Below are 12980 nucleotides of genomic sequence, written 5' to 3'. Positions count from 1 at the left end.
GCGCGTGATCGACGCGGCGGGGGACTTCGGCGGCACCTGGTACTGGAACCGCTATCCCGGCGCGATGTGCGACGTGGAGAGCTACGTCTACCTGCCGCTGCTGGAAGAGCTGGGCTACATTCCCAGGCACAAGTACTCGTTTGCGCCCGAGATCCTCGAGCACTCGAAGAACATCGGGAAGCACTTCGGGCTCTATGAGCACGCGCTGTTCCAGACCTCGATCACGGGGCTGGAGTGGGACGAGGCGGCCAGGGGCTGGATCGTCACGACCAACCGCGGCGACCGGTTCAAGGCCGAGTACGTGGCGATGGCGAGCGGGCCGCTGAACCGGCCGAAGCTGCCGGGCATCCCCGGCATCAATGCGTTCGGGGGCCACACCTTCCACACCTCGCGGTGGGACTACGCCTACACAGGCGGTGACCCGATGGGCGGGCTGACGGGGCTGGCCGACAAGCGGGTCGGGATCATCGGCACCGGGGCGACGGCCATCCAGTGCGTGCCGCACCTGGGCGAGGGTGCGAAGGAACTGTTCGTCTTCCAGCGGACGCCGAGCTCGGTGGACGTGCGCAACAACGGGCCGACCGATCCGGCCTGGGCCGCGTCGCTGACGCCGGGGTGGCAGCAGCGGCGAATGGACAACTTCAACACCCTCGTCTCGGGCGGCGACGCCGAGGAGGACCTGGTCCACGACGGCTGGACCGACATCTTCCGCAACCTGCAGGGCGCGGCGGTGAAGGCGGCGGGCAAGACGCTGGGCCGGCGGCTGACCAGCGAAGAGCGCGGGCAGCTCCTGGAGCTGGCCGACTATCGCAAAATGAACCAGGTGCGCGCCCGCGTGGACGCCATCGTGAAGGACCCGACGACCGCGGCGGCGCTGAAGCCCTGGTATCGCCAGTTCTGCAAGCGGCCGTGCTTCCACGACGAGTACCTGGACACCTACAACCGGCCGAACGTCACCCTGGTGGACACCCACGGGAAGGGCGTCGAGCGGCTGACCGAGACCGGCGTGGTGGTGGACGGCAAGGCGTATCAGGTCGATTGCCTGGTGTTCGCGACCGGGTTCGAGGTGGGCACGAGCTACACGCGCCGGTCGGGCTACGACATCGTGGGCCGTGGCGGCGTGAAGCTGTCGGACCACTGGGGCGGCGGCATCCGCACCCTGCACGGGCTGATGGCGACGGGCTTCCCGAACTGCTTCTTCCTGGGCTTCACCCAGACGGCGATCACCATCAGCGTGCCGCAGGCGCTGAACGAGCAGGCCAGGCACGTGGCGCACATGGTGACCGAGGCGAAGGCGCGCGGGACGCCTGTGATCGAGCCGACGCCCGAGGCCGAGGAGGCCTATGTGCAGGAGATCCGCAGCCTCGCGCGGATGGGGCTGCGCTACTACACGGAGTGCACGCCGGGCTACTACAACTCCGAGGGCGCGGCGGGGAACCGGTCGGGCTTCTTCTCCGACATGTACGGCGCCGGGCCGCTGGTGTTCTTCGAGGTCCTGAAGGCCTGGCGCGAGAAGGGCGACCTGGCGGGGCTGACGCTCAGCTAGGCTCCACGCGCTCGACCGGCGGCAGGAGGTAGCCGCCGTGCAGGAGTTCCGGCTTCGGCAGGTAGGCGCGCAGGAAGAGCGCGAACGGCTGGTCCGAGGCGGGCAGCCAGTTGCCGAGGCGCGCGGCCCCCGGGTGGTCGCGGCCGATCCAGATGTCGAGCGAGCCGTCGGGATTGTAGGTGAGGCCGGGCGTGCGGTCGCCGATGGCGTAGCGGCCGATCGGATTGTCGGCGAAGAAGAACTGTCCGTCGTCGGTGCCCTCGTAGAGGGTGAGCGACCAGAACGAGTTGACCGGCAGCAGGCGCTCGGCCGGGAAATGCAGCCGCCACTGGGCCGCGGTGTCGAAGAGGGCGCGGGGCAGGTCGCCCTTGGCGCGCATGTACATCGCCTCCTCGGGCGGCAGGGCGGCCAGGCCGCCGATCGCCACCGAGGCGCGGTAGTCGTACTCCTGCCCGAAATCGCCGAGGCGGGCGTAGGGATAGGTCCAGCCTTCGATGAAGCTGCCGCGGCGCAGGCCGCTGCGCAGGCTCATCGCCTGGGCGCGGGCGACGCCGCGGCCGATGGCCTCGCGTTCCTCGGCCGAGAAGCGGGCGGCGTCGAAGCCGGCGAGGCCGAGCGGCGCCATCCGCGCCAGGATCACGCCGTCGGTCAGCGGCGGCGGGTTGGCGGCCAGCAGGCGGGCGGCGGCGGCGAAGTACTCGGGCCAGGGCGCGTCGCGGCCGGCGCAGGGCGGCGGGTCGCCGGCGGCCGGGCCCTGCAGGGTCAGGCCGTCCTGCACGGCGCGCGCGGCGGGCAGGTCGTGCTCGCCGTCGACCAGGATACGGGCCAGCGCCCAGACGCGATCGGTGGGTGCGCGGATGACGTCGGGCCCGACGCGCGACTCCCGCGGCCCGACGAGGACGTAGCGGCCGCCGCCGCCGCCGGTCGTGCGCGTGCCCAGGATCAGGAAGTTGTTGGTGTAGGCGTCCATCAGCGCCAGCGAGAAGTAGCGCTCGCCGGTGGGCGGGATGGTGATGGTGACGGGGCCTTGCGACAGGTCGACGTGGGCCGAGGAGTAGAGGGTGTCGTTGTTCGGCGTGGTGATCTCGCGGGCCGTGTGGTCGACGAGGTCGCGGCCGTGGGCGAAGGCGTTCATCGGCCCGCCGCCGGCGAAGGCGGCCGTTCGCGGCGAGGCGACCTCGATCAGCGGCAGGGTGAAGGTCCAGGCGAGCTGGGCGGCCTGTTCGAGATCGGTGAGCGTGGACATGGGACGCCTCTCAGCGCGTCGCGCGCCCGACGTCAATGCGCGGCGGCCGGTTGAGCCTGATCGGCGAGGGCGGTTTCGATGTCGGTCTTGAACCTGGCGAGCTGGCCGGCGCGCCAGCAGCCGCCGCATTCCCGGACTTTTGCGGCGATCCAGGCGAGCTGGGTCGCCGCCTTCGGGTCGCCGGTTCGGGCGTAGGCGACGCCGAGGCCGGCCTGGGCCTCGGCGTTGTCGCGGGCGAGGCGGACGGCGGTGGTGTAGGTGCGGCGCGCGCCGCTCCAGTCCTTCAGGCCCTGCTGGGCCGTTCCGAGCAGCAACCAGGACTCGACACGCCTGGGGTCGGCGCGGGTCACCGGCTGGGCGTACTTGCGGGCCTTGGCATAGTCCTTTTCGCGCAGCGCCCGGGTCGCCATGTCGATATTGCGCTGGGTGACCTCGCGCTGGGCGCCGGCCATGGCGTTGGCGCCGGCCTCGTACATCTCGGTTTCGGAGTTCTGCGCGAAGGCGGGCGCGGCGCCGAGGAGCGCCGCCGCCAGGACCGCAAAGCCGATACGCCGCATGGAACTCCCCCGCGTGACGCGAACCCGGGGGAGAGCCTAGCGGATCAGAGACTGGCCTGCACGCGGTAGAGCCGGGCGTAGGCGCCGTCGGCGGCGATGAGCCGGTCGTGCGTTCCCTCCTCGACGACGCCGCCCTCCGCAAGCACGAGGATGCGGTCGGCGTGCCGCACCGTAGACAGGCGATGGGCGATCACCAGGGTGGTGCGGCCGTGCGCGAGGCCGAGAAGCGCCTGCTGGACGGCGCGTTCGCTCTCGTTGTCGAGGGCGCTGGTGGCCTCGTCGAAGATCAGGATCGGCGGGTCCTTCAGGAAGGCGCGGGCGATGGTGAGCCTCTGCTTCTGGCCACCCGAGAGCTTCACGCCGCGCTGGCCGATATCGGTGTCGTAGCCGGCCGGCAGGGCGCTGATGAAATCGTGGGCATTGGCGGCTTTGGCGGCTGCGATCACCTCGGCGTCGGTGGCGCCGGGGCGGCCGTAGCGGAGGTTCTCGGCGACCGTGCCGGCGAAGAGGTAGACGTCCTGCTGCACCACGCCCACGTTGGTGCGCAGGCTGGCGAGGGTGGCGTCGCGGACGTCGACGCCATCGATGCGGACGGCGCCCTCGGTGACCTCGTAGAAGCGCGGGACCAGCGCGCAGAGCGTGCTCTTGCCGACGCCGGAGGCGCCGACCAGGGCCACGAACTCGCCGGGGCGGATGTCGAGCGAGAGGTCGCGGAGGACCGGCGGGCCGTCGTCCTCGTAGCGGAAGGCGACGCGCTCGAAGGCGATGGCGCCGGTCGCGCGGGGGAGGACACGGGCGCCGGGGCGGTCGACGATGTCCGGGGCGGTCTCCAGCACCTCCATCATCCGCTCGAAGCCCGTCCAGCCCAGCTGCCAGAGGCGGGCGAAGTTGGCGAGGCGCTGGACGGGATCGACCAGCACCGCCACGCAGAGCAGGAAGGTGATCAGGTCGCCGACCGAGAGGCCGCCCTGCAGCACGCGCGCCGCTCCGGCGACGATGACGCCGCCGGTCAGGAGCTGGCCGAAGGCGACGGTCCCGACGGAGAAGTACGCTTCGCTGCGGTAGCCCTCGCGGCGGCTCTCCAGGAACGCGTCGTTGGCGGCGGCGAAGCGGCGGGCTTCGAGATCCTCGTTTACGAAGGCCTTCACGACGCGGATGCCGGCCAGCGAGTCCTCCACCCGCTCGTTGATCTCGGCGATGCGCGCGCGGGAGCGCTTCAGCGCCACGCCCATGCGGTGGTTGAAGTGGAGCGCGTAGATCGCCGCAAGCGGCGTGACCGCCAGGATCAGCAGGGTCAGGGGCACGTCGACGTAGAGGAGGATGGCGATCGCGCCGGCGAACTTCAGCACCGCGATGGCGATGTCCTCGGGCCCGTGGTGGTAGAGCTCGCCCAGCATGAAGAGGTCGTTGGTGATGCGGCTCATCAGCTGGCCGACGCGCTCGCGGTCGTAGAAGCGGAAGCTGAGCTTCTGGCAGTGCTCGAAGAGGTCGCGGCGCAGCGCCCCCTCCATCTTCGCGCCCATCATGTGGCCCTGGTAGTCGACGAAGAGGGTCGAAAGCACCTGGGCGGCGAGCAGGCCCAGCATCACCCCGCCGACGGCCCAGATCTCGGGCATGCCGAGGCCCTGCGGTGAGCCCAGGCGGGCGGTGATCCAGCGTGCGCAGAGCGGCACGGCGAGCGCCGAGGCCGCGACGATCAGCGCGCAGGCGACGTCGGCCGCGAGCAGCGGCAGGTGGGGTCTGTAGTAGGCGAGGAAGGCGCGGAGACGCGCCGATGTTTGAGAGGCGCTAGGCGCGGTATTGGCCGCGGCCCTCCCGGGTCGGGTAAGCATGAAGCGTCATGTCCTGAAGTTGGATGGAATCTCCTTTCGCTTGGGACATGGGCGTCTGCATTAGGGCCTCCCCGGACCGGTTGAGGCGCGGACTATGCCGAGGAAGCCGTGGTTTGGCTACTGCGACGCCCCGCGGGCCTCGACGCGGACGATGTCGACGAGGACATCGCCCTGGACCAGGTGGAAGACGTCGTAGCGGTCGAGGGTGGGGTCGATGTGGCCGGGCGCGAAGGCGACGCGCTCGCCGCGGGCGACCGGGGCGTCTGGACGCATGAGCAGGCCCTGCTCGTCGCCGAAGAAGCGGTAGGCGCAGGTGGCGAATTTCGAGGTCAGCGGGGCCGGCATCGGGCCCTCGGTGGAGAACGCCTTGAGGCCCGCATCGAGCGTGACCCACCTGGGGTGGTTCACCGTGATAACGGTGGAGACGATGGTCGCGGCCTGTTCGTAGGCGCCGTCGGGATCGGCCTTGAGCGCGTCGCGGTACTCCTTGTCCATGAAGGCGTAGGAGCCGGGCTGGATCTCGTTCAGCACCCCCTGGGCGGCGTCGGCGGTGAAGGTGCCGGTGCCGCCGCCCGTGACGACTCCGACGGTCCCGCCGGCCTCGCGGGTTGCCGCGATGGCAGCGCTGAGCTTCTCCATGCCGTGGGCGACCGCCTCGGCGCGGGAGTTCGCGCCCTCCATGTGCTGCCACGCGCCGCCATAGCCCTGGACGCCGAGCAGCCGCAGGTTCGGCTGGGCCAGGATGGCGCGGGCGACCTCTGCGGCCTGGGCGGCGTCGTGGACGCCGGTGCGGCCCATGCCGACATCGACGTCGATCAGCACCTGGATCGGCCCGTGCGCGGCGGCCGCGAGCTCGACGGCCCCGTCGGGATGGTCGACAACGATGCGGAAGTCGGGGAGGTCGGCCGCCAGGCGCGCGGCGCGGGCGGCGTTGGCCGCGCCGGCGATGGGCGAGGTGATCAGGATGGCGCCGATCCCCTGAGCCGCGAGGGCCTCGGCCTCGGCCAGTTTCGCGCAGCAGACGCCGACGGCGCCGGCGTCGAGCTGGCGGCGGACGAGCGCCGCGCACTTGTGGGACTTGGCGTGGGGGCGCAGCGCCAGGCCGGCCTGGGCGGCGCGGGCGGCCATCCGGGCGACGTTGCGGTCGAAGGCGTCCAGGTCGATGACCACGGCCGGCGTCGGGATGGTCAGGGCCGAGCCGGCCTGACCCAGCGCCGCCAGGGCGACGGCGATATGCGGCCGCGCGGCGAGGGGGCCCAGACGGTCACGGATGTCTTCGGTCAACGCCCCCTCCCCAGGATGAGCGAATGGAGAGGTGTCAGTCGCCCATGAAGGCCGGCATCCAGCCTTCGTGGGCGGCGCGGAGGTCGGCGAGGGGCAGGTCGAGGGCGCCGTCGACGCGGATGGCGTCGCCGCCGGCCTGGCCGAGGATGGCGGCCGCGATGTTGGCGGCGCGGGCGGCCTGGATCACCGGCGTCGGATCCTTCGACGCCACGAGGTAGCGGGCCTGGTCCTCGGCGAACAGGACGACCCAGGGCACGCCCGCGAGGCGGACGTCGCAGCCGACGCCGGACGCGAGGCACATCTCCGCCAGTCCTGCGATGAGGCCGCCGTCCGACAGGTCGTGGACGGTCTTCAGCGTGCCCGCCTCGATCAGGCCGCGGATCATGTCGCCGGTCTTCCTCTCGAGCGCCAGGTCGACCGGCGGCGGGGCGCCGTCCTCGCGGCCGGCGATCTCGCGCAGGTACATCGAGGCGCCGAGCTCGCCCTTGGTCTCGCCGATCAGGACCAGGGTGTCGCCGGCGGCCAGGTTCGAGAAGTCGGCGCGCCTGCTGCTGTCGGCCAGCAGGCCGACGCCGCCGACGGCCGGGGTCGGCGGGATCGCAGCGCCGTTGGTCTCGTTGTAGAGGCTGACGTTGCCGCTCACGACGGGGAAGTCGAGCTCGCGGCAGGCCTCGGCCATGCCGTCGATGGCGCGGACGATCTGGCCCATGATCTCGGGCCGCTCGGGATTGCCGAAGTTGAGGTTGTCGGTGATCGCGATGGGCGTGGCGCCCACGGCGGTCAGGTTGCGCCAGGCCTCGGCGACGGCCTGCTTGCCGCCTTCGAACGGGTCGGCCTGGACGTAGCGGGGCGTGACGTCGGAGCAGACGGCGAGCGCCTTCTTCGTGCCGTGGACGCGCACGACGCCGGCGTCGGCGCCGGTGGCGCTGTCTTCCAGCGTGTCGGCCATGACGTGGCGGTCGTACTGCTCCCAGAGCCAGCGCTTGGAGGCCATGTCGGGGGCGCTCATCAGCTTCAGGACGGCGGCCTTCAGGTTGCCGGGCTCGTTGACGTCCGCGATCATGAGGCGGGCCGGCGGCGTCGGCTGGGTCCAGGGGCGGTCGTAGAGCGGCGCGTCGTCGAAGAGCGGCGCCAGCGGCACATCGCAGACCACCTCGCCCTTGTGTTTCAGGACCAGGTGGCCGGTGTCGGTGGTCTTGCCGATCACAGCGGCGTCCAGGCCCCACTTCTCGAAGATGGCGTGGCCGTCGCGTTCGCGGCCCGGCTTCAGGACCGCCAGCATGCGCTCCTGGCTCTCGGAGAGCATCATCTCGTAGGCGGTCATGCCCTCCTCGCGCTGGGGCACGTCGTCGAGGATGAGCTCGATGCCGACGCCGCCCTTGCCGGCCATCTCGACCGATGAGGAGGTGAGGCCGGCGGCGCCCATGTCCTGGATGGCGGCGACGGCGCCGGACGCCATCAGCTCCAGCGTGGCTTCGATCAGCAGCTTCTCGGCGAAGGGGTCGCCGACCTGAACGGTGGGGCGCTTCTCCTCGGCGTCCTCGCTGAACTCCGCGGAGGCCATGGTGGCGCCGTGGATGCCGTCGCGGCCGGTCTTGGAGCCGAAGTAGACGACGCTGAAGCCCGCGGCGGGGGCGGCCGAGTAGAAGATCTTGTCGGCGTCGGCCAGGCCCACGCACATGGCGTTGACCAGGATGTTGCCGTCGTAGCCGCGGTGGAAGTTGGTCTCGCCCGCGACGGTGGGCACGCCCACGCAGTTGCCGTAGCCGCCGATGCCCGCAACGACGCCCGAAACGAGCCGCTTGGTCTTGGGGTGGCTGGGATCGCCAAAGCGCAGCGCGTTCAGCAGCGCGATGGGCCGGGCGCCCATGGTGAAGACGTCGCGCATGATCCCGCCGACGCCGGTGGCCGCGCCCTGGTAGGGCTCTATGTAGGAGGGGTGGTTGTGGCTCTCCATCTTGAAGATGCAGGCCTGGCCGTCGCCGATGTCGATGACGCCCGCATTCTCGCCGGGGCCGCAGATCACCTTGGGACCCGAGGTGGGGAACTTCACCAGGTGCTTCTTCGACGACTTGTAGGAGCAGTGCTCGGACCACATCACCGAGAAGACGCCCAGCTCGACGTCGTTGGGCTCGCGGTTCAGACGCCGCACGATGAGGTCGTATTCGTCGGCCTTCAGGCCATACTCGGCGGCCTTCTCGGCCATGGTCTTGGAGGGCTGGGCGCTCATGCGCGCGGCTATAGCGGGACTCTCCGAGAGGCGCGATAGGCGGTGCTGGGGAAGTTGGGCGCCGCCAGGGTTTTCGGCTATCCCCGCAGGCACAGAGTTCAGTCGGGAGGCGGGCATGCGGATTCGGTTGGCGGTGGGCGTTGCGGTGGTGACGGCGTCGGTGGGGCTGGCGTCCGTGGCGCAACAGGCCGCGCCTGCGCCTGCGCCGGTTCCGGCGCCCGGCGGATACCTCCCGCGGGGCGGGGCTCCGAGCAGTCTGGCGATGGTGCCGCCGCCCCCCGCCGCGGACTCCGCAGCGCAGGCGCGGGACGATGCGGCGGCCAGGGCGGCGCAGGCGGCCCAGAGCGGGCCGCGCTGGGATGTCGCCACGCTGGACGCGGACCTGACGACGCCGGAGTCCGTGCGGGCGTTCTCCTGCGCGGCCGACGTGGACATCAGCCCGGCCACGACGCCGAAGACCTACGCGATGCTGCGCAAGACGCTGATCGACGTGGGGCTCTCGACCTATCCGACCAAGACGAAGTACCAGCGGCAGCGGCCGTTCATGGTCTCGTCGGTGACGACGATCTGCTCGCCGGCCTTCGAGGCCTTGTTGCGCAAGGACGGCTCGTACCCCTCCGGCCACAGCGCGGTGGGCTGGGGCTGGGCCTTGATCCTGGCCGAGGCGACGCCCGACCGCATCGACCCGATCCTGGCGCGCGGGCGTGCGTTCGGCCACAGCCGCATGATCTGCAACGTCCACTGGCTCAGCGACACCGAGGAGGGTCGGATCATGGCGGCCGCGACGGTGGCGAAGCTGCACACGGTGCCCGAGTTCCGCGCCGATCTCGAGGCTGTGCGCGCCGAGATCGCCGAGGCCCGGGCGGCCGGCAAGCGGCCGACGCGGGACTGCGCGGCGGAGGCGGCGGCGCTGGCCGACGGCTAGGCCATCGCTTGATTTCGCCGGCGGACCATGGCCGGTTGGCGCGCTCAGCGGCGGGGAGGCGTGATGCTCAGGACTATTCTGGCGACGGCGGCGGCGATCTCGATCATGGCGGCGGCGCCGGCGATGGCGGCGCCTTCCGCGGCGAAGCTGAAGGTTGAGGCGGCCGCGAAGGTGCAGGCCAACGCCAAGCTGGGGCAGGTGATCGTCGACACGGTCTTCAGCTTCGGCGAGCTGGGCTACCAGGAGGTCGAGACCTCCCGCTACCTGACCGACCTGCTGGAGAAGAACGGCTTCAAGGTCGAGCGCGGCGTCTCGGGCATGCCCACGGCCTGGACCGCGACGTGGACGCAAGGGACCGGCGGGCCGGTGATCGCGCTGGGCAGCGACATCGACGGCATCCCGAAGGCCAGCCAGACGCCGGGCGTCGGCTACCGCAAGCCGATGATCGAGGGTGCGCCGGGCCACGGCGAGGGCCACAACTCGGGCCAGGCGGTGAACATCCTGGCGGCGCTGGCGCTGAAGGACATCATGGCGCGGGACAAGATCCCGGGAACCCTGATGCTGTGGCCGGGCGTGGCCGAGGAGCTGGTGGGCTCCAAGGCCTGGTTCGTGCGCGACGGCATGTTCAAGGGCGTGGACGCGGCGATCTTCACCCACGTCGGCGACAATCTCCAGACCGGCTGGGGGCGGCCCGGCGGCACGGGTCTGGTGTCGGTCGAATACACCTTCACCGGCGAGTCCGCGCACTCGGCCATGGCGCCGTGGCGGGGCAAGAGCGCGCTGGACGCGGTCGAGCTGATGGACATGGGCTGGAACATGCGCCGCGAGCACCTGCGCCCGCTGCAGCGCTCGCACTACGTGATCTCGGACGGCGGCGACCAGCCCAACGTCGTGCCGTCGAAGGCCAGCGTCTGGTACTTCTTCCGTGAGATCGACTTCGAGAACATCGCCAGGAATTTCGCGACGGGGAACAAGATCGCCGACGCCGCGGCGATGATGACCGACACCACGGTCACGCGCCGGATCGTGGGGACGGCGGCGCCGCGCCACTTCAACAAGCCGATGGCAGTCGCCATGCAGGCCAACATCGACAAGGTGGGTCTGCCGGGCTGGACGCCCGACGAGCAGGCGTTCGCCAGAACGGTGCAGAAGCTGGTGGGCGGCGACCAGGACGGGCTGGCGTTGAAGCTGAAGCCGCTGGGCGCGCCCACGGACCCGCCGGTCAGCGGCGGCTCGGACGATATCGGCGACATCTCCTGGACGGTGCCGACGGTGGTGCTGAACTACCCGTCGAACATCCCGAACCTGCCGGGCCACAACTGGGCCAACGCCATGTCGATGGCCACGCCCATCGCGCACAAGGGCGTGGTGGCCGGCGGCAAGGTGGTGGCGATGACCGCGCTGGACATGCTGCTGGATCCCAAGCTGCTGCCGGCGGCCAGGACCTACTTCACGACCGAGCAGCCGAAGGAAGGCAAGTACGAGCCGGTGATCGGCGCGACAGACAAGCCGGTGATCGAGCGCAACGCCGACATCATGGCCCAGTTCCGGCCGCAGATGCGGGCGCTCTATTACGATGCGGCCAAGTATCCGACCTACCTGGACCAGCTCGGCATCAAGTTCCCGGAACTGGCGCCGAAGAACTAACTCTCCGCTCATCCCCGCGCATGCGGGGACCCAGGCTTATCTTTCACCGCTGAGCCAGCAAGCAAGTCTGGGTCCCCGCATGCGCGGGGATGAGCGGGTGTGAGGGGAGATTTACCGCGTCTGCCCCCCGTCCACCGGCACGACGGCGCCGGTGACGAAGCTGGCGGCGGGGCTCAGGAGGAACGCGGCGGCGGCGCCGATCTCTTCGGGCTTGCCGTAGCGGTTGAGGGGGACCTCGCGCTTGATCCAGCGGGCCCAGGCTTCGGCGCGGGGGCCGGTGGAGTTCGCCTCCCACGATCCGCCCGGGAAGATGATGTTGCCGGGGGCGATGGCGTTGACGCGGACGTTCTTGGAGCCGGCGATGCGGGCCAGTTCCTTGGTCATGTGGTTCATGGCGGCCTTGGCGGTGCCGTAGGTCATCGCTGTGCCAAGTGCGCCCAGACCCGCGATCGAACTGATCAGGAGGACCGAGCCTTCGCCGCGCGGCGTCATGACCCGGAGCGCCGTGCGGGCGAGGCGCCAGGCCGAGTCGAGGTTCTGGGTGAAGCCGGCGTCCCAGGTGTCGTCGTCGACCTCGAAGCCGGGCGGGCAGGGATAGAGGCCGACGTTGGCGACGGCGCCGAAGATCGGGCCGAACTCGGCCTCGGTGTGCGCGACGGCGTTCTCGATCACCTTGGTGTCGCGCATGTCGCCGCTGATCGCGAGCAGGCGGTCTTCGCCATACTGACCCGCGAGGCGGGCGCGCTCGGCTTCCAGGGCCTCGGCGCCGCGGGCGGTGATGGCGAGCTTGGCGCCCTCGGCCAGGCAGGCCTCGACGATGCCGAGCCCGATGCCGCGGCTGGCGCCGGCGATGAAGATGACCTTGTCCTTCAGCCCGAGATCCATGGCGTTCCCCTTGTCGCCGCGGAGCGGCCCTTGATTGGAACCGCGGAATACGCGGAATCGCGCGGAAGGGTCGGCGTTTCCGCGGCCTTCCGCGTATTCCGCGGTTCGATTTTCCTTGCCGCTTCGCGGCGGTTACTGGCGGCCCTCCAGGATGTCGAGCGCCTGTTCGGCGAGCGCAGCGCAGCCGTTGATGGCTTCCGACTCGCGGGCGGAGTTGCCGGAGAGGATGCGGCGGTAGACGCCCTGGCCGATGGAGGCGAGGCGGAAGATCGAGAAGGCCATGAGGAACGGCCAGTCCGGCATCGGGCCGCGGCCCATGCGCTCGCAGTACCTGGCGACGTACTCGGCTTCGGTGGGGATGCCGCTGGTGGCGAAGTCGACGCCGTCGAGGCTGCCCCAGCCGGCGCCGTGGCTGCGCCAGAGGAAGGCGTTGTAGGCGATGTCGGCCCAGGGGTGGCCGATGGTGGAGAGCTCCCAGTCCAGCACCGCGATGATGCGGTTCTCGGTGGGGTGGAACATGACGTTCTCGAGCCGGTAGTCGCCATGCGCGATCGAGACCGACTGGTCGGCGGGGATACGCGCCGGCAGCTTCTCGATCAGCGCGTCCATCGCCGGGATCTCTTCGGTCTTGGCGTCCTGGTACTGCCGCGTCCAGCGGGCGACCTGGCGCTCGAAGTAGTTGCCGGGGCGGCCGTAGTCGCCGAGGCCGACGGCCTCGAAGTCGACCTTGTGCAGCCTGGCGAGCGTGGCGTTCAGGTCGTCGTAGATCTCGGCGCGGTCCCTGGGCGTCAGGCCCGGCAGCGTCGCGTCGCGGAAGATGCGGCCCTG

Annotated in this window: 10 protein-coding genes; 3 read left to right on the top strand and 7 right to left on the bottom strand. The window is 70.8% G+C overall.

What is annotated here, in order from left to right; genetic code table 11:
• A partial coding sequence (locus JNL41_RS11490) for an NAD(P)/FAD-dependent oxidoreductase (protein ID WP_293475037.1) occupies positions 1-1546 on the top strand: 1546 nt, incomplete at its 5' end.
• Here JNL41_RS11490 and JNL41_RS11485 read toward each other — a convergent pair.
• The 5 genes from JNL41_RS11485 to purL all read right to left on the bottom strand — a co-directional run bounded on the left by JNL41_RS11485 (position 1539) and on the right by purL (position 8695).
• A complete protein-coding gene (locus JNL41_RS11485) occupies positions 1539-2792 on the bottom strand; it encodes a DUF1254 domain-containing protein (RefSeq protein ID WP_293475035.1) in 1254 nt (417 codons plus the stop codon). The genes JNL41_RS11490 and JNL41_RS11485 overlap by 8 nt on opposite strands.
• 32 nt (positions 2793-2824) lie before the next feature.
• Positions 2825-3349: a tetratricopeptide repeat protein gene (locus JNL41_RS11480; RefSeq protein WP_293475033.1), complete on the bottom strand. Its 525-nt coding sequence runs from the start codon at positions 3347-3349 to the stop codon at positions 2825-2827.
• A gap of 44 nt (positions 3350-3393) precedes the next feature.
• On the bottom strand, positions 3394-5181 hold the full coding sequence (locus JNL41_RS11475; RefSeq protein WP_293475031.1) for an ABC transporter ATP-binding protein: 1788 nt from the start codon (positions 5179-5181) through the stop codon (positions 3394-3396).
• Between the two features lie 117 nt (positions 5182-5298).
• Positions 5299-6465, bottom strand: coding sequence for an alanine racemase (locus JNL41_RS11470; RefSeq protein ID WP_293475029.1), 1167 nt, complete (start codon positions 6463-6465; stop codon positions 5299-5301).
• 34 nt (positions 6466-6499) lie between these two features.
• Positions 6500-8695, bottom strand: a complete 2196-nt coding sequence (gene purL / locus JNL41_RS11465) for a phosphoribosylformylglycinamidine synthase subunit PurL (RefSeq protein ID WP_293475027.1) — start codon at positions 8693-8695, stop codon at positions 6500-6502.
• 115 nt (positions 8696-8810) lie between these two features.
• Between purL and JNL41_RS11460 the strand changes: the two genes are divergently transcribed.
• Entirely contained in the window at positions 8811-9620 is an 810-nt protein-coding gene (locus JNL41_RS11460; RefSeq protein ID WP_293475026.1) for a phosphatase PAP2 family protein, read from the top strand.
• Positions 9621-9683: 63 nt separating this feature from the next.
• Positions 9684-11267, top strand: a complete 1584-nt coding sequence (locus JNL41_RS11455; RefSeq protein ID WP_293475025.1) for an amidohydrolase — start codon at positions 9684-9686, stop codon at positions 11265-11267.
• A 111-nt stretch (positions 11268-11378) separates the two neighbouring features.
• Here JNL41_RS11455 and JNL41_RS11450 read toward each other — a convergent pair whose 3' ends face one another.
• Together JNL41_RS11450 and JNL41_RS11445 are read right to left on the bottom strand one after the other, a co-directional pair.
• Entirely contained in the window at positions 11379-12152 is a 774-nt protein-coding gene (locus JNL41_RS11450; RefSeq protein ID WP_293475023.1) for an SDR family NAD(P)-dependent oxidoreductase, read from the bottom strand.
• A 132-nt stretch (positions 12153-12284) separates the two neighbouring features.
• A partial coding sequence (locus tag JNL41_RS11445; protein ID WP_293475021.1) for a phosphotransferase family protein occupies positions 12285-12980 on the bottom strand: 696 nt, incomplete at its 5' end.

It is taken from the genome of Phenylobacterium sp., assembly GCF_016793285.1.
Lineage (GTDB): Bacteria > Pseudomonadota > Alphaproteobacteria > Caulobacterales > Caulobacteraceae > Phenylobacterium.
Note: the sequence above shows the minus strand (reverse complement) of the source record. Positions and strands in the feature narration are given on the sequence as shown.

Excerpts from the sequence above, each read along its gene's own strand:
- JNL41_RS11485 (WP_293475035.1), bottom strand. The coding sequence starts at position 2,792 with ATGTCCACGCTCACCGATCTCGAACAGGCCGCCCAGCTCGCCTGGACC.
- JNL41_RS11450 (WP_293475023.1), bottom strand. The coding sequence starts at position 12,152 with ATGGATCTCGGGCTGAAGGACAAGGTCATCTTCATCGCCGGCGCCAGC.
- JNL41_RS11460 (WP_293475026.1), top strand. The coding sequence starts at position 8,811 with ATGCGGATTCGGTTGGCGGTGGGCGTTGCGGTGGTGACGGCGTCGGTG.
- JNL41_RS11475 (WP_293475031.1), bottom strand. The coding sequence starts at position 5,181 with ATGCTTACCCGACCCGGGAGGGCCGCGGCCAATACCGCGCCTAGCGCC.
- JNL41_RS11455 (WP_293475025.1), top strand. The coding sequence starts at position 9,684 with ATGCTCAGGACTATTCTGGCGACGGCGGCGGCGATCTCGATCATGGCG.
- JNL41_RS11480 (WP_293475033.1), bottom strand. The coding sequence starts at position 3,349 with ATGCGGCGTATCGGCTTTGCGGTCCTGGCGGCGGCGCTCCTCGGCGCC.
- purL (WP_293475027.1), bottom strand. The coding sequence starts at position 8,695 with ATGAGCGCCCAGCCCTCCAAGACCATGGCCGAGAAGGCCGCCGAGTAT.